The 24131-nt window shown below is 65.3% G+C and carries 18 protein-coding genes; 10 read left to right on the forward strand and 8 right to left on the reverse strand.

The features are described 5' to 3' along the window. Positions 1–23: 23 nt before the first annotated feature. Positions 24–1307, reverse strand: a complete 1284-nt coding sequence (gene gabT, locus AC07N6_RS04280) for a 4-aminobutyrate--2-oxoglutarate transaminase (RefSeq protein WP_494781075.1) — start codon at positions 1305–1307, stop codon at positions 24–26. Between the two features lie 117 nt (positions 1308–1424). Between gabT and pdxR the strand changes: the two genes are divergently transcribed. Next, complete coding sequence (gene pdxR, locus AC07N6_RS04285; protein ID WP_494781076.1) at positions 1425–2987, forward strand: MocR-like pyridoxine biosynthesis transcription factor PdxR; 1563 nt, start codon at positions 1425–1427, stop codon at positions 2985–2987. Between the two features lie 16 nt (positions 2988–3003). Here pdxR and AC07N6_RS04290 read toward each other — a convergent pair whose 3' ends face one another. Next, a complete protein-coding gene (locus tag AC07N6_RS04290) occupies positions 3004–3933 on the reverse strand; it encodes a LysR family transcriptional regulator (protein ID WP_494781077.1) in 930 nt (309 codons plus the stop codon). Positions 3934–4087: 154 nt separating this feature from the next. On the opposite strand from AC07N6_RS04290, the gene AC07N6_RS04295 reads away from it, so the two are divergent. Together AC07N6_RS04295 and AC07N6_RS04300 are read left to right on the forward strand one after the other, a co-directional pair. Continuing rightward, the gene (locus AC07N6_RS04295) at positions 4088–5095 is read left to right on the forward strand and encodes a zinc-binding alcohol dehydrogenase family protein (RefSeq protein WP_494781078.1); all 1008 of its coding nucleotides are present in this window, start codon (positions 4088–4090) and stop codon (positions 5093–5095) included. A 151-nt stretch (positions 5096–5246) separates the two neighbouring features. Beyond that, the gene (locus AC07N6_RS04300; RefSeq protein ID WP_494781079.1) at positions 5247–6554 is read left to right on the forward strand and encodes a hemolysin family protein; all 1308 of its coding nucleotides are present in this window, start codon (positions 5247–5249) and stop codon (positions 6552–6554) included. Positions 6555–6670: 116 nt separating this feature from the next. Here AC07N6_RS04300 and ggt read toward each other — a convergent pair whose 3' ends face one another. Both ggt and gntR read right to left on the reverse strand, forming a co-directional pair. Further along, a complete protein-coding gene (gene ggt, locus AC07N6_RS04305) occupies positions 6671–8431 on the reverse strand; it encodes a gamma-glutamyltransferase (RefSeq protein ID WP_494781080.1) in 1761 nt (586 codons plus the stop codon). 196 nt (positions 8432–8627) lie between these two features. Further along, positions 8628–9686 (reverse strand): HTH-type transcriptional regulator GntR, encoded by a 1059-nt coding sequence (gntR, locus tag AC07N6_RS04310; protein WP_494781284.1) that lies wholly within the window; start codon positions 9684–9686, stop codon positions 8628–8630. A gap of 396 nt (positions 9687–10082) precedes the next feature. On the opposite strand from gntR, the gene AC07N6_RS04315 reads away from it, so the two are divergent. From AC07N6_RS04315 to AC07N6_RS04335, 5 genes are all read left to right on the forward strand, one after another. After that, positions 10083–11435: a GntP family permease gene (locus AC07N6_RS04315; protein ID WP_494781081.1), complete on the forward strand. Its 1353-nt coding sequence runs from the start codon at positions 10083–10085 to the stop codon at positions 11433–11435. Positions 11436–11488: 53 nt separating this feature from the next. After that, complete coding sequence (gntK, locus tag AC07N6_RS04320; protein ID WP_494781082.1) at positions 11489–13042, forward strand: gluconokinase; 1554 nt, start codon at positions 11489–11491, stop codon at positions 13040–13042. Positions 13043–13066: 24 nt separating this feature from the next. Then, the gene (locus AC07N6_RS04325) at positions 13067–13861 is read left to right on the forward strand and encodes an SDR family NAD(P)-dependent oxidoreductase (RefSeq protein WP_494781083.1); all 795 of its coding nucleotides are present in this window, start codon (positions 13067–13069) and stop codon (positions 13859–13861) included. A 33-nt stretch (positions 13862–13894) separates the two neighbouring features. Beyond that, positions 13895–14932, forward strand: a complete 1038-nt coding sequence (locus AC07N6_RS04330) for an L-idonate 5-dehydrogenase (protein ID WP_494781084.1) — start codon at positions 13895–13897, stop codon at positions 14930–14932. A 308-nt stretch (positions 14933–15240) separates the two neighbouring features. Then, positions 15241–16026, forward strand: a complete 786-nt coding sequence (locus AC07N6_RS04335) for a hypothetical protein (RefSeq protein ID WP_494781085.1) — start codon at positions 15241–15243, stop codon at positions 16024–16026. Positions 16027–16144: 118 nt separating this feature from the next. Here the strand turns inward: AC07N6_RS04335 and tal are convergent, their stop codons facing one another. From tal to pgi, 4 genes are all read right to left on the reverse strand, one after another. Next, positions 16145–17080, reverse strand: coding sequence for a transaldolase (tal, locus tag AC07N6_RS04340; RefSeq protein ID WP_494781086.1), 936 nt, complete (start codon positions 17078–17080; stop codon positions 16145–16147). 115 nt (positions 17081–17195) lie between these two features. Further along, the gene (locus AC07N6_RS04345) at positions 17196–18050 is read right to left on the reverse strand and encodes an SIS domain-containing protein (protein ID WP_050468741.1); all 855 of its coding nucleotides are present in this window, start codon (positions 18048–18050) and stop codon (positions 17196–17198) included. 47 nt (positions 18051–18097) lie between these two features. After that, on the reverse strand, positions 18098–19564 hold the full coding sequence (gene zwf / locus AC07N6_RS04350) for a glucose-6-phosphate dehydrogenase (RefSeq protein ID WP_494781087.1): 1467 nt from the start codon (positions 19562–19564) through the stop codon (positions 18098–18100). 84 nt (positions 19565–19648) lie between these two features. Continuing rightward, positions 19649–21304 (reverse strand): glucose-6-phosphate isomerase, encoded by a 1656-nt coding sequence (pgi, locus tag AC07N6_RS04355; protein ID WP_494781088.1) that lies wholly within the window; start codon positions 21302–21304, stop codon positions 19649–19651. Positions 21305–21622: 318 nt separating this feature from the next. Here pgi and edd point away from each other — a divergent pair, with 318 nt between their 5' ends. Then, positions 21623–23494, forward strand: a complete 1872-nt coding sequence (gene edd / locus AC07N6_RS04360) for a phosphogluconate dehydratase (RefSeq protein ID WP_494781089.1) — start codon at positions 21623–21625, stop codon at positions 23492–23494. Beyond that, the gene (locus AC07N6_RS04365; protein ID WP_494781090.1) at positions 23491–24120 is read left to right on the forward strand and encodes a bifunctional 4-hydroxy-2-oxoglutarate aldolase/2-dehydro-3-deoxy-phosphogluconate aldolase; all 630 of its coding nucleotides are present in this window, start codon (positions 23491–23493) and stop codon (positions 24118–24120) included. Before edd ends, AC07N6_RS04365 begins: the two co-directional genes overlap by 4 nt. Positions 24121–24131: the final 11 nt, after the last annotated feature.

A 24131-nucleotide genomic window follows, 5' to 3' on the forward strand; every position in this document is an offset into this window, starting at 1 on the left:
TCAGGCGCGATGCAATGCAAGACTCAGGCCAGCCGCATCGCGGCCGACAGGATCTCCAGCGCCTCGTCCATGACGGTATCGGGAATCGTCAGCGGGAACAAGAAGCGGATGACGTTGCCGTAGCTGCCGCAGGTCAGCAGCAGCAAGCCGTTTTGCAGCGCGTGCTGCTGTACCTTCCTGGCGTACTCGGCGTCCGGCTTGTTGCTGCCGGGCTGGGTGAATTCCACCGCCACCATCGCGCCCAGGCCGCGCACTTCGCCGATCTGCGGCACGGCCGATTTCAGTTCGCCCAGGTGGTCCTTCAATTTCTGGCCCAGGCGCGCGCCACGCGCCACCAGGTTTTCTTCGGCAATCACATCCAGCACCGCCAGCGCCGACGCCACCGCCAGCGGGTTGCCGGCATAGGTGCCGCCCAGGCCGCCGGGGGCGGGCGCATCCATGATCTCGGCGCGGCCGCAGACGGCGGCCAGCGGCATGCCGCCGGCCAGGCTCTTGGCCATGGTCATCAGGTCGGGCAGCACGTCGTAGTGTTCCATCGCGAACAGCTTGCCGGTGCGGGCGAAGCCGGTCTGCACTTCATCGGCGATCAGCAGGATGCCGTATTCGTCGCACAGCGCGCGCAGGCCGCGCATGAACTCCGGCGGCGCGGCGTAAAAGCCGCCTTCGCCTTGCACCGGCTCCAGGATGATGGCCGCCACGCGCCTGGGATCGACATCGCTCTTGAACAGGTTGGCCACCGCATCCAGCGCCTCGGCGCTGCTGATGCCGTGCAGGGCGTTCGGGTAGGGCGCATGGAACACCTCGCCCGGGAACGGGCCGAAGCCCAGCTTGTACGGCGCCACCTTGCCGGTCAGCGCCATGCCCATCATGGTGCGGCCGTGGAAGCCGCCGGCGAAGGCGATGATGGCGGGACGGCCGGTGTGGGCGCGGGCGATCTTGACGGCGTTTTCCACCGCTTCGGCGCCGGTCGAGAACAGCGCGGTCTTCTTGGCGTGCTCGCCCGGGGTGACGGCGTTGATGCGCTCGGCCAGTTCCACGTAGCTTGCATACGGCACGATCTGGTAGGCGGTATGGGTGAATTTTTCCATCTGGGCGCGGATGGCGTCCATCAGCTTGGGATGGCGGTGGCCGGTGTTGAGCACGGCGATGCCGGCGGCGAAGTCGATGAAGCGGCGGCCCTCCACATCCCACAGCTCCGAATTGGAGGCGCGTTCGGCGTAGAAGTCGCACATCACGCCCACGCCGCGCGGGGTGGCGGCGTTCTTGCGCTGCTGCAGTTGCTGGTTGCTGATGGCCTTGCTGTTCATTGCTTGCTCCGGTGAAAGGGCGCCTCGGCGGCGCATGAAATTCTTGTTCCGGAACCGATACTAAAACCGAAATGGATCTGTAATATAGAGCCAATATTAAATATTTGATGGTGCCAATTGAAGCTCGTCTCGCTCTCCGATTACCTGCTGCTGCGCATCGAACGCGGCGCGCCAAAAAATGCCCAGGCCAAGGCCGGAAAGACCTCCGGTCATGGAGGCGCCGCAGCGAAAACGGCCGTGCGCGCGCCCCGCATGCCCATCAACCGCCAGATTTACCAGCTGATCCGCGAAGCCATCCTGGCGCAGACGCTGCCGGCCGGATTGCAGTTGCCGTCTTCGCGCGACCTGGCGGCCGAGCTTGGCATGTCGCGCAACACCGTGACCTACGCCTACGAGCAACTGCTGGCCGAGGGCTACCTGGAAAGCCGCACTGGCGCCGGCACCTTCGTGGCCGATACCGCGCCCGACCAGATCCCGGAGGCGGTCGCGCGCATCGAGCCGCTGACCGATCCGTCGGGCAAGTCGGAACTGTCGGCGCGCGGCGCCATGCTCACGCGCCAGGCCGGCGTCGGCGAGCGGCAATGGGGCGCTTTCATGCCCGGCGTGCCGGACGTGACCTGCGTGCCGCACAAGGTGTGGAGCCGGTTGCAGAACAAGCATTGGCGCCGCGCCAATTCGGATTTGCTGACCTATGGGCCGGGCGCCGGCTACGCGCCGCTGCGCGAGGCGGTGGCCGAGTATCTGCGGGTGGCGCGCTCGGTCAATTGCAATGCCTCGCAGGTGCTGATCACGACCGGCATCCACCAGTCGATCGACATCGTGGTCAAGCTGCTGGGCGAGCATGGCGATTCGGCCTGGGTCGAGGACCCGTGCTACTGGGGCACGCGCAGCGTGCTCAATTCGCTGGGCATACAGTCGGTGCCGATCACGGTCGACCAGGAGGGCATGCGCATGCGCCTGGCCAACCTGCGGCGGCCGCCGCGCTTCATCTGCACCACGCCTTCGCACCAGTATCCGCTGGGCATGGTGATGAGCCTGTCGCGCCGGCGCATGCTGCTGGAGTACGCCGCCGCGCACAAGGTGTGGATCATCGAGGACGACTACGACAGCGAGTTCCGTTACGGCGGCCGTCCGCTGGCGTCGCTGCAGGGCATGGACACGCACGACCGCGTGCTCTACATGGGCACCTTCAGCAAGATCATGTTCCCGGGCCTGCGCATCGGTTTCCTGGTGGTGCCGGAGTCGCTGGCGAAAGCCTTCTCGACCGGCATCGCCGAGCTCTACCGCAACGGCCAGGTGTTCCTGCAGGCCACCTTGGCCGATTTCATGGGGGAGGGGCATTTCGCCTCGCACATCCGCAAGATGCGCGTGCTGTACGCCGAGCGGCTGCAACTGCTGCAGCGCTCGATCGACCGCCACTTCGGTGAAGCGATGACCATCACCGGCGGCGAGGCGGGATTGCATCTGGTGCTGGGCTTGCCGCCGGAATGCGACGATGTCGCCATCTGCGAGGAAGCGCTGCGCGCGGGCATCATCGTGCGGCCGCTGTCGCGCTATTACATGCACGCGCGCAGCGCGCGGCGCGGGCTGCTGCTGGGCTACGCCAGCGTGCCCAACGCCGAGATCGCATCCAGCTTCGACAAGCTGGCGGCGGTGATCAAGCGCCACCTGCCGGGCTAGGATCTGGGAGATGGTCTCAGGCCCGCGCCGCCAGCTCCCGTTCCAGGTCGGCATGCAGGGCGGCGCAACGCGACGCCAGCAGCGCCTGTAACTGGCGCACCGCCGGCGAATACTGGCGCCGGTGCGGGCACACCAGGTGCAGCGGCACGGCCTGGCCGCGCTGTTGCGGCAGCAGGATATCGAGGCGCCCGGCGCGCACGTCGGCGCCCACATCCAGCCAGGACTTGTAGGCGATGCCTTCGCCGGCCATGGCCCAGCGCCGCACCACGTCGCCGTCGTCGGCGACCAGCGGCCCCTTCACTTGCACCGTCTGCTGGCCATCGGCCAGCGGGAAGAACCATTTGTCGTAGACCCGGCTGTGCAACTGGTACTGCAGGCAGTCGTGCTGCGCCAGCTCTTGCAGCGTGCGCGGCGCGCCGCGCCGGCGCAGGTAATCGGGAGCGGCCACCAGCACGCGCCGGTTGTCGGGCGCCAGCGGCAGCGCGATGAAGCTGGCGTCGTCCATGCGGCCATAGCGGATGGCGATGTCGACCGGGGCGCGGAACACGTCGGCCACCAGGTCCGACACCTGCAGGCGCAGGTCCAGCCCCGGATGGTCGCGGCGGAATTCCGCCAGCCAGGCCAGCAGCACGTTGCGGCCGAGGTCGGACGGCGCCGCCACCTGCAGCGTGCCGGACAGTTCGGTGTCGTCGCCGCGCAGGCCATCCTGGCCTTCGCGCAAGGTTTGCAGCGCTTCCAGTGCATAGGGCAGGTAGCGTTCGCCTGCTTCGGTCAGGCGCAGGCTGCGGGTGGAACGGGCGAACAGGCGGATGTCGAGGTCGCGCTCCAGGCGGCCGATGGCGGCGCTCACCTGGCCGGGCAACAGGTCGGCCTCGCGCGCGGCCTGGGAAAAACTGCCCAGGGCGGCCGAGCGGACAAACAGCTGGAGGTCTTCTAAGCGGATCATTTTCACATCTTGAGTGAAAGTCTTAATCGGGAAGGCGGATGTTCGGCGCGCCGGCGCTTGCTTAATATGGCTGCCAATGGTGGAGGGTATGCCGGCATGGCCGGGGAGGCAGTCTCCCACCGCAGATCACTTTACCTCAGGAAAAGGAAATGACATGAAAGCGATAGTCTACACGCAGCACGGTTTGCCGATTACCGATGCCAATTCACTGATGGATACCGACTTGCCGCCGCCCACGCCGGGCCCGCGCGACTTGCTGGTCGAAGTCAGGGCGGTGTCGGTCAACCCGGTCGACACCAAGATCCGTATCGGCGTGCCGGCCAAGGAGCGGCGCGTGCTGGGTTGGGATGCTGCCGGCGTGGTGCGCGCCGTGGGTTCCGGGGTGACGCTGTTCAAGGCCGGGGATGAGGTGTTCTATGCCGGCTCCATCACGCGCCCCGGCTCCAACAGCGAACTGCATCTGGTGGACGAGCGTATCGTCGGCGCCAAGCCGGGGAGCCTGGGCTATGCCGACGCCGCGGCGATCCCGCTGACGGCGATCACCGCCTGGGAGCTGCTGTTCGACCGTCTCGCGGTGCCTGAGAACGGCGGCGACGGCAAGCGCCTGCTGATCATCGGCGCGGCCGGCGGCGTCGGTTCCATGCTGGTCCAGCTGGCGCGCAAGCTGACCCGCCTGACCGTGATCGGCACCGCGTCGCGCAAACAGACGCAGCAATGGGTAGGTGAACTGGGCGCGCATCATGTGATCGACCATAGCCAGCCGTTGCCGGAGCAATTGCAGAAAATCGGCCTGGCCAATGTCGACATCGTCATCAGCCTGACCCACACCGACCAGCATTACGCCCAGATCGTCGAGGTGCTGGCGCCGCAGGGGCAGTTCGCGCTGATCGACGACCCGGCCGCGCTGGATGCCTTGCCGCTCAAGCGCAAGAGCATCTCTTTGCACTGGGAGCTGATGTTCACCCGCTCGATGTTCGAGACGCCCGATATGATCCGGCAGCACCAGTTGCTGCAGCGCGTGTCGTCGCTGATCGATGAGGGCGTGATCCGCACCACGCTGGGCGAGAATGTCGGCAAGATCAATGCCGACAACCTGCGCCGCGCCCATGCGCTGATCGAAACCGGCCGCACGCGCGGCAAGGTGGTGCTGGAAGGGTTCTGAGCAGGGACGGAGCGATGGTCGAGCAACGCCATGGGTGAAAATTATCTTTCATGCAATGTTCCGGGTTCTCACCCCGGCGCATGGTAAATTACGGAGTCCGGGTCGGCATGTTGTGACCCGGGCCCCTCGACAAGCCCTATAGGAACCCTAGTTGGAAAATATATTACTGATCGTCGCAGCCTTTGTCCTGGTTGCGTTGAACGGTTTTTTCGTTGCAGCAGAATTCAGTCTGGTCAAGTTGCGCCAAACGCGCATCCGGGCCATCGCAAAAACACAAGGCCTGCGCGGCCGCATCCTGGCGGTGGTCCACAACCAGCTGGACGCCTACCTCTCCGCCTGCCAATTGGGCATCACGCTGGCCTCGCTGGGCCTGGGCTGGATCGGCGAACCGGCTTTCGCCCGCATCCTCGAACCGCTGTTCTCGCTGGCCGGGGTGACCAACCTGGAACTGATCCACGGCGTTTCCTTCGTGTTCGCCTTCTTCGTCATCTCCTTCCTGCACATCGTGGCCGGCGAACTGGCGCCCAAGTCCCTGGCCATCCGCAGCCCGGAAAAGCTGGGCCTGTGGTGCGCCTTGCCGCTGTACGGTTTCTACTGGGGCATGTATCCGCTGATCTGGGTGCTCAACGCCAGCTCCAACTGGCTGCTGCGCGTGGCTGGCCTGGGCGGCGTGCACGGCCATGACGCGCATTACTCGTCCGATGAACTCAAGCTGATCCTGCGCGCCGGCAACAAGAGCGGCAAGAACGGCAAATTCACCCGCGACGAATGGAACGTGCTGGCGCAAAGCCTGAACTTCGCCGAACTGGATGTGGCCGACATCATGCGCCCGGCCAGCGAGATCGTGGCCCTGGGCGACGACATGACGCTGGAAGAGAACCTCGGGATCATCTACCGCAACCGCTTTTCGCGTTACCCGTATTTCGACGCCGAGCGCCAGCAGGTGCTGGGGCTGGTGCACCTGAAGGATGTGTTCCTGGCGCAGCAGGACGGGCGCGCCGTCGCCGACCTGAAGGCCTACCTGCGTCCGGTGCAGTACATCTCGCCGGCGCTGCCCGCGCTGGACCTGCTGCGGCGCTTTCGCACCGGTTCGCCGCACTTCGCCATCATCGGCAAGAAGGGCCAGCCGCCGCAGGGCTTCATCACGCTGGATAACATGCTCAGCCTGCTGGTGGGCGAGATCCGCGACGAGTTCCGCCACAACACCGGCGAATGGACGCGCCAGGACGACGGCACCTTGCTGGGCAAGGGCAGCCTGCCGATCGTCACGCTGGAGAACATGCTGGGCATCGATATCGAGTACGACGACAGCATCGACTCGGTCGGCGGCCTGGTGATGGAGAAGCTGGGCGACTTGCCCAAGGAAGGCCAGCGCATCGAGTTCCCGGCGTTCGACGTGGTGATCAAGCGCATGTCGGGGCCGAAGATCGTGCTGGTGAAGGTCAATCCCAAGCTGTAGGAAACGCGCGAATAATTGCGCAAATAAGCGACCCGTAATGAAAAATGCCGCGACTGATGAACGTCGCGGCATTTTTTTTGCGGGCAGCGCCCGCAGGTCCGTCTCAGGCTGGCGGATCAGAACCCCAAGGTGCGCCCGTCCGGATTGCGCGGATCGGAGAAGCCGTAGAAGCCGTCCGGCTTGATCTGAATGGTCTGGGTGCGGCCCATCGAGGGCTGGACGCTGACTTTCTGGCCCTTGTCCTGCAGGATCTTGATGGTGTCGGCCGACAGGCCCTTTTCCACGCGCAACTGGTCCGGCGCCCACTGGTGGTGGATGCGCGGCGTGATGGCGGCTTCGGCCACGTTCATGTCGTAGTCGATCACGTTGAGGATGGTCTGCAGCGTGGTGGTGATGATGCGGCTGCCGCCCGGGCTGCCGGTGACCAGGAAGGGCTTGCCGTCCTTGAGCACGAAGGTGGGCGACATCGACGACAGCGGGCGCTTGTACGGGCCGACCGCGTTGGCGTCGCCGCCGACCAGGCCAAACGCGTTGGGCACGCCCGGCTTGGCGGAGAAGTCATCCATCTCGTTGTTCAGGGTGATGCCGGTGCCGGCGGCCACGATGCCGCTGCCGAAGTTCAGGTTCAGCGTGTAGGTGGTGGCCACCAGGTTGCCGTCCTTGTCGGCCACCGAGAAGTGCGTGGTCTGGTCGCTTTCATACGGCTGCGGCTGGCCCGGCTTGATCTCGGACGACGGGGTGGCGCGCTCCGGGTTGATCTTCTTGGCCAGTTCATCCGCGTAGGCGCGCGAGGTCAGGCCCTTGACCGGCACCTTGGTGAAGTCGGGGTCGCCCAGGTATTCGGAGCGGTCGGCGTAGGCCAGCTTCATGGCCTCGGCCATCAGGTGGATCGACTGCGCGCTGTCGGCGCCGTACTCCTTGAGCGGATAGCGTTCCAGGATATTCATCATCTGGATGATGTGCACCCCGCCCGAGCTCGGCGGCGGCATCGACATCACCTGGTAGCCGCGGTAGTTGCCGGTAACCGGCGTCCGTTCCACCACCTTGTAGTTCTTCAGGTCGTCGGCGGAAACCAGGCCGCCGTGCTTGTCCATCTCGGCCACGATCTTCTTGGCGATGGCGCCTTCATAGAAGGCCTTCGGGCCTTCCTTGGCGATCAGCCGCATCGACTTGGCCAGGTCCTTCTGCACCAGCATTTCGCCGGCCTGCAGCGGACGGCCGTCCTTGAAGAAGATGGCGCGGCTCGACTCCCACTGGCCCAGGTGCTCGCGCTCGGCGGCCAGGATCAGCGCCAGGCTGGGGCTGACCGGGTAGCCCTTTTCGGCCAGCTCGATGGCCGGCTGGATCACCTGCGACAGCTTCATGGTGCCGTACTTGGCCAGCGCGTGGCTCAGGCCGGCGACCGTGCCGGGCACGCCGACGGCCAGGTGGGTATACAGCGAACGGCCGGGCGCCACGTTGCCCTTGTCGTCCAGGTACATGTTGCGGGTGGCGCGTTGCGGCGCCATTTCGCGGAAGTCCAGCGCCACGTTCTTGCCGGTCTTGGCGTCGTGGATCATCATGAAACCGCCGCCGCCGATGTTGCCGGCATTGGGCAGCACCACCGCCAGCGCGAAGCCGACCGCCACGCCGGCGTCGACCGCGTTGCCGCCCTTCTTCAGGATATCCACGCCGACCTTGGTGGCCAGCCCCTGCTCGGTGGCGACCATGCCGTGCTTGGCCTCGACCGGGCTGATGATGTCGTAGGTGAGGTCGTATTTGATGACCGGCGCCGAGGGCGCGGGCGTCTGTGCGCAAGCCGGCATGAACGCCAGCGAGGTACAGAGGGGCAGCAAGGCCAATGCGGCCGGCTTGCAAAGTCCGGTGAACTTTTGCATGTGGATTCTCCTGATATCTGGACTTGTCGGGATGGTTGTTGTTTTAGAACATTCTTGCGCATTGCATGCCGCTATCGATGGCGGCATCCCATCGATGGCGGCACCCGATGATTGTAGAGGCTGCCTCGGGCCTGTCTATAGGATTTCTCTGACAAGCGCCGGATTATTGATGCCGCTTTCCTCCGGGCATGGGCGCTCAGGTGCTCTCGCGCACCGCCAGTTCGAAGCCGAGGTCGAGCCGCCCTTTGGGAATGTCCTCGCCCTTGAGCTGGCGGATCAGCATTTCGGCCGACTTGTAGCCGATGTCGTAGCGCGGGGTGATGACGGTGGTGATGGAGGGGGTGGCGCAGGCCGCCCAGGAGAGGTCGTTGAAGCCGGCGATGGCCAGTTGCCCGGGCACCGCGATGCCCTGGCGCTGGCATTCGAACAGCGCGCCCAGGGCCAGGTCGTCGTTGCAGCAGAACACGGCGTCGCAGTCGGGGCGCGTTTCCAGGACCCGGCGTAAAAGCTGCGCGCCCATGTCCACCGTGGTCGGCAACGGCAGCAGCACTTCCACGGCGGGGTCGATGCCGGCTTCCTGCAAGCCTTTGCGAAAGCCTTCGCGGCGCTTCATCATGCGCGGGTCGAGCTGGGCCGCGATGAAGGCCGGGCGCCGGTAGCCGCGCTCGGCCAGGTGGCGCGCCACCGCGTAACCGGCCCTGGTCTGCGAGAAGCCGACCGAGTATTCGTCATTGCTGCGCCCCAGGTCGAACATGCGCACGGCGGGGATGGCGCGGCTGGCCGGACGGCTTTGCAGGATCTCGTGCTGCTCGCTGCTGGAGAGCAGGAAGCCGGCCGGCGCATGCGCCAGGTAGGTCGAGATCAGTTGCGCTTCCTTGTCGCGCGCATAGCCGGTTTCGCCGATCAGGAACTGGTAGCCGGCTTCGGCCAGGTAGTCGCGGATGCCGGAGAGCGTTTCGATGAACACGGCATTGGTCAGCGACGGCACCAGCACCCCGATCACCTGCGAGCGCGCCGAGGCCAGCGTGGCGGCGGCCTGGTTGGGCACATAGCCCAGCTTCTCGATGGCGGCAAAGATGCGCTCGCGCGATTGTTCCTGCACCAGCGCCGGCATTTTCAAGGCGCGCGACACCGTCATCGAACTGACGCCGGCCTCGGCCGCGACATCGGTGATGGTCACGCGGCCGGTGGCCCGGCTGCCTTTCGGAACGGGGAGGGGAACGGTTTTTCTGTCTTGTGCTGCGCGCTTGCTCATGGCGGTGGGATCGTCGATATGGCCGACATCATACCGCGCCGCGCCGTGGGCGGCGACCTGGAATTGGTTCCCCGCGGTCAATTTCCTGCCTGTGCCAACGATGCGCTTGTGCCGCAGCGCAGCACAACAAGTGTTTGACCGGTTTTAGATGTTAGCGTTATCATCGCGCCCCATGTTAACGCTAACATCTCGACCGCCGGAAACACGGCGGCGAAGTCGGCGCTGGCTACTACACTCAGGAACATTCAATAAAACACTACGAAGATAGTGCAGACGAACGCGCCGCCATCATTGGTAGGCCGCAGGAGACGCTCGCCCGCAGCCGCCATGGCGATGGGGGCCCCTCCGGCGGCCGGTCAGGCCGCGCGCCGTCGGCTATCGGCATACGGAGATCCCATGCTGGGCATGAGCCACGAAGCAACACTGCTGTTTAACGCATTCATCGCGATCCTCGCGCTGGTCCTGATGATCACGCGCCTGCGCATCCACCCCTTCATCGCGCTGACCATCACGTCCGGTTTCCTCGGCCTGATTTCCGGCATGCCGCTGCCCACGATCGTCAAGTCCTTCCAGGACGGTTTCGGCGGCGTGCTGGGCTTCGTCGGCATCGTGCTGGGCCTGGGCACCATGCTGGGCAAGCTGATGGCCGAATCCGGCGGCGCCGACCAGATCTCGCAGACGCTGGTGCGCGCCTTCGGCCGCGAGCGCGTGCACTGGGCCATGATGATGGGCGCCTTCCTGGTCGGCATCCCGCTGTTCTTTGAAATCGGCTTCGTGTTGCTGATCCCGCTGGTGTTCATCGTCGCGCGCCGTTCGGGCGTGCCGCTGTTCAAGATCGGCATGCCCATGCTGGCCAGCCTGTCGGTGATGCACGGCCTGGTGCCGCCGCATCCGGGCCCGCTGCTGGCCATCGGCATCTTCGGCGCCGATATCGGCAAGACCATCTTCTACGGCCTGATCGTCGGCTTGCCGACCGTCATCATCGCCGGCCCGATGTTCGGCTCCTTCATTTCCAAGTATGTCGACATCAAGCCGTCCGACGAGCTGATGGCGCAACTGGCGCGCGAGCCGGAAACCAAGAACCTGCCGGGCTTCGCCGTCATCCTGGTGACCGTGCTGTCGCCGGTGTTCCTGATGCTGTTGAAGACCTTCGTCGACGTCAGCCTGCCGGAAGGCCACGCCGTGCGCGACCTGATGGACTTCGTCGGCAACCCCATCGTGGCCCTGCTGGCGGCGCTGCTGCTGGCGATGTGGACCTTCGGCATCGCCCGCGGCTTCACCCGTCAGCAAGTGCTGAAATTCGTCGACCAGAGCCTGGCGCCGACCGCGGCCATCGTGCTGATCATCGGCGCCGGCGGCGGCTTCAAGCAGATGCTGGTGAACTCCGGCGTGGGCACCGCCATCGGCCAGCTGGCCGTGCATGCGCAGATCTCGCCGCTGCTGCTGGCCTGGTTCGTGGCCGGCGTGATCCGCGTGGCGACCGGTTCGGCCACGGTGGCCACCATCACCGGCGCCGGCATCGTGGCGCCGCTGGTGGCGCTGGTGCCCGGCACCAACAAGGAACTGCTGGTGCTGGCCACCGGCGCCGGCTCGCTGATCCTGTCGCACGTCAACGATGCGGGCTTCTGGCTGGTCAAGGAATACTTCAACATGAGCGTGGGCGAAACCTTCAAGACCTGGACGCTGATGGAAACCCTGATTTCGGTTGTTGCTATCATCTTCATCATGCTGCTCAACCTGGTCGTGTAATTGCCGTACCCGCCCGGCCGCGTGCCGGGCTTTTGCCTTAAAGGAAACAAACCATGTCCAACGCTCCCCGCTACATGCTCGGCGTCGATCTCGGCACCACCAGCACCAAGACCGTCGTCTTCACCCTCGACGGCAAGGTGGTTGCGCAGCACGCGGAGGAGTACCCGGTGCTGTGCACCGAGCCGGGCATGGCCGAGCAGGACCCGCAGCAAATCTATGAGGCCGCGCTGGGCTCGATCGCCGGCGCGGTGAAGGCCGCCCGGGCGACGCCGCAAGACATCGCGCTGTTGTCCTTCAGCGCCGCCATGCACAGCGTGATCGCGCTGGATGCCGACAACCGCCTGCTGTCCAACAGCATCACCTGGGGCGACATCCGCGCCTCGGTCTGGGCCGAGCGCATCAGGAAGGAGTTCGACGGCAACGCCATCTACCGCCGTACCGGCACGCCCATCCACCCGATGTCGCCGCTGTGCAAGCTGATGTGGATGCGCCACGAAAAGCCCGAGGTATTCAGCAAGGCCGCGCGCTTCGTCGGCATCAAGGAATACCTGATGTTCCGCCTGTTCGGCGAGTGGGTGGTGGACCACTCGATCGCCTCGGCCACCGGCATGTTCAACCTGCGCGAGCTGGCATGGGACCAGCAGGCGCTGGCGCTGCTGCAGGTCGACGCCGCCCAGTTGCCCAAGCCGGTGCCGACCACCTACCGCCTGCCGGCGCTCCAGCCGGAGATGGCGCAGCGCCTGGGTTTGTCGACTGCCACGCCGTTCATCATCGGCGCCAATGACGGCGTACTGTCCAACCTCGGCGTGAACGCCATCGAGACCGGCCACGTGGCGGTCACCATCGGCACCTCCGGCGCCATGCGCACCGTGATCGACCAGCCGCTGACCGACCCGCACGGCCGCCTGTTCTGCTACGCGCTGACCGAGAAGCACTGGGTGGTCGGCGGCCCGGTCAACAACGGCGGCAACATCTTCCGCTGGGTGCGCGACGAGTTGGCCACGGCCGAGGCGGCTGCCGCGCGCGACGAGGGCGTCGATCCCTACGAGGCATTGACGCGCATCGCCGAGAAGGTCACGCCCGGCGCCGAAGGCCTGCTGTTCCATCCGTTCCTGGCCGGCGAACGCGCGCCGCTGTGGAACGCCGACCTGCGCGGTTCCTTCTTCGGCCTCGGCCTGCACCACGGCAAGCACCACATGATCCGCGCCGCGCTGGAAGGCGTGATCTTCAACCTCTACAGCATCCTGCCGGCGCTGGAAGAGCTGGTCGGCCCGACCAAGCGCATGATGGCCACCGGCGGCTTCGCCCGTTCGGCACTGTGGCGCCAGATGATGGCCGATATCTTCAACCGGGAAGTGATGGTGCCCGAGAGCGTGGAATCGTCCTGTCTGGGCGCGGCCGTGCTGGGCGCGTATGCGCTGGGCCTGGTCGATTCGCTGGAGGCGATCTCGGACATGGTCGGGTCGAACCACCACCACGCGCCGCAAGCCGAAGCGGTCAAGGTCTACAGCCGCCTGCAGCCGATCTTCGCGGCCATTCCGGCCAAGCTGGAAGCCGAGTACCACGCCATCGCCGCCTTCCAGCGCGAGATGGTCAAACCGAAATAAACACCACCGACAACAGGAGATGACATGACAGTGAAGACCACGGCGCTGCCCGCAGGCCTGAAAGAATTTTCCCTGGAGGGCAAGCTGGCCCTGATCACCGGATCTTCCGGCGGCATCGGCCTGGCGCTGGCGCGCGGCCTGGCGCAGGCGGGCGCGGCCATCGTGCTCAACGGGCGCGATGCCGGCAAGCTGGCCAAGGTGGCGCAGCAATTGCGCGACGAGGGCCACACCATCCATGAATCCAGCTTCGACGCCACCTCGAACGAGGCGGTCAAGGCGGCGGTGCAACGGATCGAAAGCGAGACCGGCGCCATCGATATCCTGGTCAACAACGCCGGCATCCAGCGCCGCAACCCGCTGGAGGATTTCAAGGAATCCGACTGGCACGACATCATCAACACCAACTTGAACAGCGTGTTCTACGCCGCGCAGGCGGTGGCGCGCCACATGATCGGCCGCGGCCGCGGCAAGATCATCAACATCTGCTCGGTGCAAAGCGAACTGGGCCGTCCCGGCATCGCGCCGTACGCCGCCACCAAGGGCGCGGTGAAGATGTTCACCAAGGGCATGGCGATCGACTGGGGCAAGTACGGCATCCAGGTCAACGGCCTCGGCCCCGGCTACTTCAAGACCGAGATGAACATGGCGCTGGTCAACGACCAGAAGTTCACCGACTGGCTGGTGGGCCGCACGCCCTCGCGCCGCTGGGGCGATGTCGAAGACCTGGTCGGCGCCGCGGTGTTCCTCGGCAGCGATGCCTCGCGCTTCGTCAACGGCCATATCCTCTATGTGGATGGCGGCGTCACCGCGACACTGTAAATCAACCCTTCAAGCACACATCAGGAGAGCACCATGCAACAAGGCATCGTCATCCATGCGCCGCACGACCTGCGCATCCAGGAACTGGAAACCGGCGCGCTGCAGCCGCAGCAACTGAAGGTCAAGGTCAAGGCCGGCGGCATTTGCGGCTCCGACCTGCATTACTACCACCACGGCGGCTTCGGCGTGGTGCGCATCAAGGAGCCGATGGTGCTGGGCCATGAAGTGTCGGGCCAGATCGCCGAGGTCGGCTCGGGCATTTCCGATATCCAGCCCGGCACCCGCATCGCGATTTCCCCCAGCCGTCCCTGCGGCGCCTGCAAGTACTGCCAGGAAGGCAAGCAGAACCATTGCCTGGACATGCGCTTCTACGGCAGCGCCATGCGCATGCCGCACGTACAGGGCGCGTTCCGGCAAGAGATCGTGATCGAGCGCGCGCAAGCGCATGTGGTGGCCGACCACGTCAGCGACGGCGAAGCGGCCATGGCCGAGCCGCTGTCGGTGGCCTTGCATGCGGTGCGCCGCGCCGGCCCGCTGGTCGGCAAGCGCGTGCTGGTGACCGGCTGCGGCCCGATCGGCGCACTGGTGGTGATCGCCGCCCGCCGCGCCGGCGCGCTGGAAGTGGTCGCCACCGATGTGGCCAAGATGCCGCTGGAAACCGCCGTCAAGGTGGGCGCCGACCGCGCCGTCAACATGGCCGAAACGCCTGACGCCTTGAAGGAATACGCCGCCGACAAGGGCCACTTCGACGTGCTGTTCGAAGTCAGCGGCAACGAGCGCGCGCTGGTCGGCGCGCTGGAGGCGCTGCGCCCGCAAGCCATCATCGTGCAGGTGGGGCTGGGCGGCGATATCAACTTCCCGGCCAACCTGCTGGTGGGCAAGGAACTGGACTGGCGCGGCGCCTTCCGCTTCCATGAAGAGTTCGCGATGGCGGTGGAACTGATGAACAAGCAGCTGGTGGACGTGAAGCCGCTGATCACGGCCACCTATCCGTTCGAGAAATCGGTGGAGGCCTTCGAGATCGCCGGCGACCGCGCGAAGATGATGAAGGTGCAGATCAGCTTTGCCTGAACCGGCCGGGTCGTCCGCATGAAAAAGCAGGCCGCGCGCGGCCTGCTTTTTCTTTTTCGGTAATGGAAAATCAAGCTGCAGCTTGATTGTTGAGATATTGTCTATAGACAATATCGCTTCTCATCGCATAAGATTTATCCCTTGCGGACAAGGGGGAATCTGTCGCTTGCAGTCGCGGCTGGCCGAGGGGGCCGGATCCGCCTCGGCAGGAAAAGATCCTGTCTGCTTCCCCGTTTCCTTTTGAAAATATCGCTTTCCATATGGAAGGGCGGGGATGGGTTTTTTCCATTCATTTGACAAAAAAGAGCATGCAAAAAAATTTCAAGACTCTCTTCCTGGCGTCGCTGGTCGCCCTCAACGGTTGCGCCGGCCAGCAGGCTGCCAACCAATCCGCCGTCTCGGCCGTGGCTGCGCCTGTGGCCGCATCTTCCGGCGCCGATTCCATGCCGGAGGCGCCAGCCAGGCTGGTGAAGCTGGGCGTGCTGTACACCACGAGTTTTCCCAATGGCAGCCGGCTGAAGGAGACCCCGGAAGAAATCATGATCGTCAATCCCGAGGCTACCCAGAAGAACGTGGCCGCACAGGCTGCGCTCGGTATCCTGACTTTCGCGCTGGCCGGGGGGATCGGTTTCAGCGGTTTCGGCAAGGAAGATCTGAAGGGACGCAAGATCGATGACGTGAAAGACCGCAACAATGTCCGTAATCCGGTCGCCACCGATTTCATCGAACAATTGCGCAAGGAGGTCAACCTGGCCGTCGACGCCAAGCCGGATCTCTATCCCTCCGGTTTCAAGAATCCGATCAACGTGGCCGGCGGCAACACCCGCCTGATCTATGAAAGCCTGACCGGCGAGGAAGCGCAGCAATACAAGATGAATACCGAACTGGAGGTCTACAAGCGCAAGGAGGACGCGGGGTTGTTTACGATCAGCCCGCTGGTGCGCGTGTCATGCAGCCGCGTCTCCGAAAAGGCCCTGCCGCTGGAAGAGTGGACGAAGGACGATTACGCCATGGCGCATCAGTGGCTGGACGAAACGCTGCGCCAGTGCAGCGAAAAGGTGATCGGCGCCTTGCCGGAGATGCTGGGCAGCTGATCGGGGTTGCCCGGATTCCGGATGGCGGCGCGCCATCCGGCGCCTATGCCTTGCCGCTCCTGAAACAGAAAGGCCGCATCAAAGATGCGGCCTTTTGCTTGCCCGATGCAATAAGCGATCAGCGCAGCGCCTCGACGATCTTGTCCAGCTTGACCGCATCGGCGGCGAACAGGCGGATGCCTTCGGCCAGCTTTTCGGTGGCCATCGCATCGGCGTTGAGCGCCAGGCGGAAGGCCTTCTCGTCCAGCGTCACGCGCTCGATGTCGGCGGCCTGGGCGGCTTCCTTGCTCAGCTTGCGCTCCACCGGCGCATCCGCTTCGGACAGCTTTTGCAGCAGTTCCGGGCTGATGGTCAGCAGGTCGCAGCCGGCCAGTTCGACGATCTGCGAGGTGTTGCGAAAGCTCGCGCCCATCACTTCGGTGGCGTAGCCGAACTTGCGGTAATAGTTGTAGACGGCCTTGACCGACTGCACGCCCGGATCGTCGGCGCCGGTGTATTCCTGGCCGGTGGATTTCTTGTGCCAGTCGTAGATGCGGCCGACGAACGGCGAGATCAGTTGCACCCGGGCTTCGGCGCAGGCGATGGCCTGCGGCAGCGAGAACAGCAGGGTCAGGTTGCAGCGGATGCCTTCTTTTTCCAGGATCTCGGCGGCGCGGATGCCTTCCCAGGTGGAGGCGATCTTGATCAGCACGCGCTCGCGCCGGATGCCGGCTTGCTCATATAGGCGGATCAGTTCGCGGCCCTTGGCCACCGTGCCTTCGGTGTCGAACGACAGGCGCGCGTCGGTCTCGGTGGACACGCGGCCCGGGATGAGCTTGAGGATTTCCAGGCCGAAAGCGATCAACAGGCGGTCGATGATCTGCTCGGTGCCCTGGCCGGCGTTGGCCTTGACCACGGACGCCAGCAGCGGCTTGTACTCGTCCTTTTGCACTGCCTTCAGGATCAGCGAGGGGTTGGTGGTGGCGTCCTGCGGCGCGAAGGCCTTCATCGCCTGGAAGTCGCCGGTGTCGGCCACGATGGTGGTGTACTGCTTCAACTGGTCAAGCTGGCTCATGGGAAGTCCTGGTTGCGAAGTTGGAAGGGAAGTCGATGGCGCCATTGTACGCAATCGCGGCGGGCTGTCTGTCGGCGGATGCCTGATCCTTGATCCAGATCCACAGCGGCGCGGATCAGCGGAAGAAGGAATCGAACTGCATGTCGAACTTCTGCAGCGACTTTTGCGCGTTCTGCATCTGCTTGCGGAATTCCGGGCCGCGCCGCAACGCCAGGCCGACCGCCAGGATGTCGATCACCACCAGGTGCGCCAGGCGCGCCGAGATCGGCGTGTAGGGGTCGATGTTGAAGGACAGGTCGATCGGCACCAGCACCGTGGCCAGCTCGGCCAGCGGGGTGCCGGACGGGCCCAGCACGATGATGTCAGCGCCGCCCTTGCGCGCCAGCTGGATCGAGCGCAGCAGCGCCGCGTTGCCGCCGCGCTGCGAGATGGCCACCACGCAGTCGCCGGCCTTGAGCAGCGAGGCGGCGATGCTGTGGATGTGCGGGTCGGAGTAGGCGACCGTGGGCACGCCCGAGCGGAAGAACTTGTGCTGGGCGTCGTTGGCCACGATACCGGAAGTGCCCTGGCCGTAGAACTCGATCTTGTTGGCGCGCGCCAGCACGTCCAGCGCCAGCTGGATGGCATCCGGGTTGAGGTGGTTGCGCAGGTCGAGCAGGGTATTGATGGAGCGGCTGCAGATCTTGTTGACCAGGTCGGCCGCGAGGTCGTCCTGGGCCAGCGTCTCGTCCGCGCCCGGCAGCGCCAGCGCCAGGCTTTGCGCCAGCTTCAGCTTGAAGTCGTGCCAGCCTTCATAGCCGATGGCGCGGCAGAAGCGGATCACGGTCGGCTCCGACACTTCCGCGTTCTTGGCCAGCGCGGTCAGGTTTTCCGCCAGCGCCAGTTGCGGATTGGCGAGCACGGTCGCCGCCACCTTCTTCTCCGATTTCGAGAGGGAGTTGATGTGGGTGCGGATGGAGTCGAGCAGCATGGACATGGCGCGGCCTTTTTACGTGCTTTCTGCGTGCTGGTTGCGCATCAGACTTCGGGCAGCGCTTCTTCGCGCCACTGCAGTCCGTCGCGGCCGATCAGCGCGCTGGCGGCGGCGGGCCCCCAGGTGCCGGCGTTGTAGGGGATGGGGTCGGATTCCTGCTGCTCCCAGTGGTCGAGGATGGGTTCCACCCATTCCCAGGCGGCTTCCAGTTCGTCGCTGCGCATGAACAGCGTCAGGTGGCCGCGCAGCACATCCAGCAGCAGGCGCTCGTAGGCGTCCATGCGCGGGGTCTTGAACTTCTCGCGGAAGTCCAGTTCCAGCTCGACCGGGCGCAGGCGCATGCCGTCGCCGGGCTGCTTGGCCATCAGGTTCATGTGCAGGCCTTCATCGGGCTGCAGGCGAATGACGAGGCAGTTCGGGGTGTCGTTCTGGTGCGCGAAGATCGAGTGCGGCACGCTCTTGAAACGCACCACGATCTCGGCCAGCGAGTCGGCCATGCGCTTGCCGGTACGCAGGTAGAAGGGCACGCCGGCCCAGCGCCAGGTGTCGATCTCGGCCTTGACGGCGACGAAGGTCTCGGTGCGCGATTCGGGGTTGGCGTCGTCTTCCTTGCGGTAGCCCGGCACCGGCACGCCGTTGACGTGGCCCGAGCGGTACTGGCCGCGCACCACGTTCATGGCCAGCGTGGTCGGGGTGAAGCGCTTGAGCGAGCGCAGCACCTTCAGTTTCTCGTCGCGCACGGCATCGGCCGAGTTGGACACGGGCGGTTCCATGGCGACGATGCACAGCAGTTGCAGCAAGTGGTTCTGCAGCATGTCGCGCAGCGCACCCGAGGTGTCGTAATAATCGAAGCGGCCGCCCACGCCGAGCTCTTCGGCGATGGTGATCTGCACGTCGGAAATCCATTCGCGGCGCCACAGCGGCTCGAACAGCACGTTGCCGAAACGCAGCGCCAGCAGGTTCTGCACCGCTTCCTTGCCGAGGTAGTGGTCGATACGGAAGATCTGCGATTCCTCGAAGTACTGGCCGACTTGCTTGTTGATGTCGCGCGCGCTGGCGAGGTCGCGGCCCAGCGGCTTTTCCAGCACCACGCGCGAGCTCGGCGTGACCAGCCCGGCCTTGGACAGGTTCTCGCAGATCGAGGCGAACAGGCTGGGCGGCGTGGCCAGGTAGAACACGCGCGGCAGGCCGGCGGTGTCGCGCAGCGCTTCCTTCAGGTGCTCGAAGCTGGCGCCTTCCCTGGCGTTGACCGAGGCATAGCGCAGCCGTGCGGCGAAGCGGTCCCAGACGGCGGCGTCCAGGTTGCCGGCGGGGATGTGCGGTTTGGAATCCTTCTCCACGATCTTCAGGAACTCTTCGCGGCTCTTGTCGTCGCGGCCGATACAGACGATGCGCGCTTCAGGCGGCAGGTCGCGGGCACGGTCGCGCGCGTACAGGGCCGGCAGCAGCTTGCGCATCGAGAGGTCGCCGGTGCCGCCGAATAAAACCAGGTCGAAATCGGAAATAGCCATGATGTAGGTTGGGTCGTCTGCGTTGGTTGTCGAGGCCGGCGCGCGTTCAGCCGCGCCGGCGGTCCGTCATTGCTGCCGGGCCGGTCAAGCTTGCCGGGCCTGCTTCGCCAGGGCGATCAGGGCATTGGTCGAGGCATCGTGCAGGGCCGGGTTGGATTCGGCCTGGAGTTCGCCGTGGATGGTCTTGGCCAGCACCTTGCCCAGTTCCACGCCCCACTGGTCGAAGCTGTTGATGCCCCAGATCGCGCCTTGCACGAAGGTCTTGTGCTCATACAGCGCGATCAGCGAGCCCAGCGTGGCCGGCGTCAGCTCGGGCAGCAGGATGGTGTTGCTCGGGCGGTTGCCGTCGAAGGTTTTGTGCGGCAACAGCGCGTTCAGTTCCGCCTCGTCCAGGCCCTGCTTGCGCAGGTCGGCGCGCACCTCATCGGCATCCTTGCCGCGCATGAAGGCTTCGGACTGGGCGAAGCAGTTGGCCAGCAGCACCTGGTGGTGGCCGTCGATATCGTGCGAAGGCTTGAGCACGGCGATGAAGTCGATCGGCGTGATGTCGGTGCCCTGGTGCAGCAGCTGGAAGAAGGCGTGCTGGCCGTTGGTGCCGACATCGCCCCAGATGAACGGACAGGTGGCCACGCCCACGGCGCTGCCGTCGCGGGTGATGCGCTTGCCGTTGCTTTCCATCTCCAGTTGCTGCAGGTAGGCCTGGAAATAGCGCAGGCCATGGTGGTAAGGCGCGATCGACAGCGACTCGCTGTTGAAGAAGTTGCGGTTCCAGATGCCGATGAGCGCCTGGATCACCGGCATGTTGGCTTCCAGCGGGGCTTCGCGGAAATGGCGGTCCATCGCGTGGGCGCCGCCCAGGAACTGGGAGAAGTGCTCGAAACCGACCATCAGCGCGATCGACAGGCCGATCGCCGACCACACCGAATAGCGCCCGCCGACCCAGTCCCAGAAGGGGAACATGTTGTCGGGATCGATGCCGAAGGCCGATACTTCCTGGGCATTGGTCGATACCGCCACGAAATGGCGCGCCAGGTCGCCCTCGTTGCCGTGGCGCAGGAACCATCTGCGCGCGGACTGCGCGTTCAACATGGTTTCCTGCGTGGTGAATGTCTTGGAGGCAACGATGAACAGCGTGGTCTCGGGATCGACCCTGGACAGCACCTCATCAAGGTCGTGGCCGTCCACGTTGGAGACGAAGTGCGCCTTCAGGCGCGCATGGCTGAACTGACGCAGCGCGGTACAGACCATCTGCGGGCCGAGGTAGGAGCCGCCGATGCCGATGTTGACGATGTCGGTGATCTCGCGCCCGGTGTGGCCGCGCCACTGCCCGCTGCGCACGCGTTCGGTGAAATCGCGGATATGGCCGAGCACGGCGTGAACATCCGCCCCGACCTGCTGTCCATCCACTTGCACCGGGGCCTCGCCGGCCGGCGCGCGCAATGCGGTGTGCAAGACTGCCCGATGTTCGGTAAAGTTGATTTTCGCGCCGCTGAACATGGCGTCGCGCAGGGCTTCCACCCGGCGTTCGCGCGCCAGGCCCAGCAGCAGCGACAGGGTCTCGGACTCGATGCGGTTCTTGGAGTAGTCCAGCAGCAGGCCGGCGGCGCGCACCGACATGCGTTCGAAGCGGTCGGGCTGCTGCGCGAACAGCTCGCGCATGTGCCAGTGGACGGCTTGTCCGGCGTGGTGTTGCTGCAGGGCTTTGAATGCTGCCGTGTCGGTCAGGGCGGTGGTGTGCATGTGGTCAATGTTGTTGAACGCCGCGACACTGCGGGCATTGGCGGCCCGGGCACGGCTTGAGTTCTTCGGTGCGACGTGCAAACTATACATCAAATGCGCCCTTGAAGGTAATTTCACTACAGTTTATGACGGATGGATGACATTATCGGCGAAGAGGCGTCGAAAGCCGGATCGCTTGCTGGCAGGGCATCTTGAGGGATAATGAAATTCCATGCAGAAACCGGTGCTGCGATGCACGATGGAAAAGCTAAGTATTTGATTTTATTTGTTGAAAATTGTGTAGTAAAATTACATTGTTAACGCTAACAGGAAACGACAATGCCTCTCAACGCTACCTTAGCCAGCGTCACCCGACGCATCGCCGAACGTAGCCGTCCCTACCGGACCGCTTACCTCGAACGACTGGAAGCGGCCCGCCGCAAGGGCGTGCAGCGCGGCGCGCTGGCATGTACCAACCTGGCCCACGGCTTCGCTGCCTTCCCGGCCAACGACAAACTGAAGTTGAAGGAAGACAAGGCGCCCTCGCTGGCCATCGTCTCCGCCTACAACGACATGCTCTCGGCGCACCAGCCGTTCGAGCGTTTCCCCCAGATCCTCAAGCAGGCCGCGCGTGAAGTCGGCGCCGTGGCGCAGTTCGCCGGCGGCACCCCGGCCATGTGCGACGGCGTCACGCAGGGCCAGACCGGCATGGAAATGTCGCTGTTCTCGCGCGACGCCATCGCCATGGCAACCGCCATCGCGCTCTCGCACAACATGTTCGACGCCGCGCTGTATCTGGGCGTATGCGACAAGATCGTGCCGGGCCTGTTGATCGGCGCGCTGCACTTCGGCCACCTGCCGGCGGTGTTCGTGCCGGCCGGGCCGATGACCAGCGGCATGAGCAACAGCGACAAGGTCAAGATCCGCCAGCTCTACACCGCCGGCAAGATCGGCCGCGCCGAGCTGCTGGAAGCCGAGTCGCAGTCCTATCATGGCGCCGGCACCTGCACCTTCTACGGCACCGCCAACAGCAACCAGATGCTGATGGAAGCGATGGGCCTGCACCTGCCGGGCGCCGCCTTCATCACTCCCAACACGCCGCTGCGCGACGCCCTCACCGCCGAAGCCGCGCGCCAGGCCGCGCGCATCACCGACCAGGGCGCGCAATACACGCCGGTGGGGCGCATGATCGACGAGAAGGCCATCGTCAACGCCATCGTCGCGCTGCACGCCACCGGCGGCTCCACCAACCACACGCTGCACCTGGTGGCCATCGCCAAGGCGGCCGGCATCGTGATCGACTGGGACGACTTCTCCAAGCTCTCCGCCGTGGTGCCGCTGATTACCCGCATCTACCCCAACGGCACCGCCGACGTGAACCATTTCCATGCCGCCGGCGGCACCGGTTTCGTGCTGCGCGAGCTGATCGACGCCGGCCTGATGCACGACGACGTCACCACCATCCTCGGCCAGGGCCTGCGCCAGCATTGCAAGGAACCGATGCTGGCCGGCGAGGCGCCGCAAGGCGAGGTCGGCAAGGTGGTGTGGCAGGACGTGCCGGCAACCAGCGCCGACGAAGGCGTGCTGGGCACGGTGGCCAAGCCGTTCTCGGCCGATGGCGGCCTCAAGCTGCTGCAGGGCAACCTCGGCCGCGCGGTCATCAAGACTTCGGCGGTCAAGCACGAACACCGTGCGGTGCAGGCGCCGGCCATCGTATTCCATTCGCAGGAAGCCTTCATGGCGGCCTTCAAGGCCGGCGAGCTGGATAAGGATTTCATCGCCGTGATCACCTTCCAGGGCCCGCGCGCCAACGGCATGCCGGAACTGCATGCGCTGACCCCGGCGCTGGGCATCCTGCAGGACAAGGGACGCCATGTGGCCTTGGTCACCGATGGCCGCATGTCGGGCGCATCGGGTAAAGTACCGGCCGCGATCCACGTCACGCCCGAAGTGCTGGGCGGCGGTCCGCTGGGCCGCGTGCGCAGCGGCGACATGATCCGCCTGGACGCCGAGGCCGGCGTGCTGGAAGCGCTGGTGCCGCAGGATGAATGGGAGCGGCGCGGACAAGACGCCGGCGACCTGTTCGACAACCAGCACGGCATGGGGCGCGAGCTGTTTGCCATGTTCCGTAACACCGTCGGTACGGCGGAAGAGGGCGGCGCCACTTTCGGCCTGCCTCCGATCAAAGAGAAAGAGAAGACAACGGTATGAAGACCACACTGGAAATCATGCGCGCCTCGCCGGTCATCCCGGTGATCGCGATCGACAAGTTCGAACACGCCATTCCGTTGGCCAGGGCGCTGGTCGCCGGCGGCATCCGCGTGCTGGAAATCACGCTGCGCACCGAGCACGGGCTGCCGGCCATCCGCGCCATTGCCGAGTCGGTGCCTGAGGCCATCGTCGGCGTCGGCACCTTGACCGCGCCCGAAGAGTTCGTCGCCTCGCGCGACGCCGGCGCGGTGTTCGGCGTCTCGCCCGGCCTGACCCCGGCGCTGATCGAAGCCGCCAAGCGCAGCGGCCTGCCGCTGTTGCCGGGCGTGATGACGCCGTCCGAAGTGATGGCCGCGCGCGAGGCGGGCTTTCGCCAGTTGAAGCTGTTCCCGGCGGTGCCGGCCGGCGGCATCGGCATGTTGAACGGCATTGCCGGTCCGCTGGGCGACGTCGCGTTTTGCCCGACCGGCGGCATCACGCAAGAGACTGCGCCGCAATTCCTGGCCTGCAAGAACGTGGTCTGCGTGGGCGGCTCGTGGCTGACCCCGAAGGCGGCCATTGAGGCCGGCGACTGGGGCAAGATCACCGAACTGGCGCGTGCGGCCAGTGCGCTGAAGAAGGCCTGACGTTCGCCTCG

This window comes from Herbaspirillum sp. GW821-FHT09A12 (assembly GCF_059418325.1).

What these genes read in the sequence shown, in the direction of transcription:
- AC07N6_RS04295 (WP_494781078.1), top strand. Translation starts at nt 4,088, where the DNA reads ATGAAAGCGATAGTCTACACGCAGCACGGTTTGCCGATTACCGATGCC.
- AC07N6_RS04290 (WP_494781077.1), bottom strand. Translation starts at nt 3,933, where the DNA reads ATGATCCGCTTAGAAGACCTCCAGCTGTTTGTCCGCTCGGCCGCCCTG.
- AC07N6_RS04315 (WP_494781081.1), top strand. Translation starts at nt 10,083, where the DNA reads ATGCTGGGCATGAGCCACGAAGCAACACTGCTGTTTAACGCATTCATC.
- AC07N6_RS04335 (WP_494781085.1), top strand. Translation starts at nt 15,241, where the DNA reads ATGCAAAAAAATTTCAAGACTCTCTTCCTGGCGTCGCTGGTCGCCCTC.
- AC07N6_RS04345 (WP_050468741.1), bottom strand. Translation starts at nt 18,050, where the DNA reads ATGCTGCTCGACTCCATCCGCACCCACATCAACTCCCTCTCGAAATCG.
- edd (WP_494781089.1), top strand. Translation starts at nt 21,623, where the DNA reads ATGCCTCTCAACGCTACCTTAGCCAGCGTCACCCGACGCATCGCCGAA.
- pgi (WP_494781088.1), bottom strand. Translation starts at nt 21,304, where the DNA reads ATGCACACCACCGCCCTGACCGACACGGCAGCATTCAAAGCCCTGCAG.
- AC07N6_RS04365 (WP_494781090.1), top strand. Translation starts at nt 23,491, where the DNA reads ATGAAGACCACACTGGAAATCATGCGCGCCTCGCCGGTCATCCCGGTG.
- tal (WP_494781086.1), bottom strand. Translation starts at nt 17,080, where the DNA reads ATGAGCCAGCTTGACCAGTTGAAGCAGTACACCACCATCGTGGCCGAC.
- AC07N6_RS04325 (WP_494781083.1), top strand. Translation starts at nt 13,067, where the DNA reads ATGACAGTGAAGACCACGGCGCTGCCCGCAGGCCTGAAAGAATTTTCC.
- ggt (WP_494781080.1), bottom strand. Translation starts at nt 8,431, where the DNA reads ATGCAAAAGTTCACCGGACTTTGCAAGCCGGCCGCATTGGCCTTGCTG.
- zwf (WP_494781087.1), bottom strand. Translation starts at nt 19,564, where the DNA reads ATGGCTATTTCCGATTTCGACCTGGTTTTATTCGGCGGCACCGGCGAC.
- gntK (WP_494781082.1), top strand. Translation starts at nt 11,489, where the DNA reads ATGTCCAACGCTCCCCGCTACATGCTCGGCGTCGATCTCGGCACCACC.
- gabT (WP_494781075.1), bottom strand. Translation starts at nt 1,307, where the DNA reads ATGAACAGCAAGGCCATCAGCAACCAGCAACTGCAGCAGCGCAAGAAC.
- AC07N6_RS04330 (WP_494781084.1), top strand. Translation starts at nt 13,895, where the DNA reads ATGCAACAAGGCATCGTCATCCATGCGCCGCACGACCTGCGCATCCAG.
- gntR (WP_494781284.1), bottom strand. Translation starts at nt 9,686, where the DNA reads ATGAGCAAGCGCGCAGCACAAGACAGAAAAACCGTTCCCCTCCCCGTT.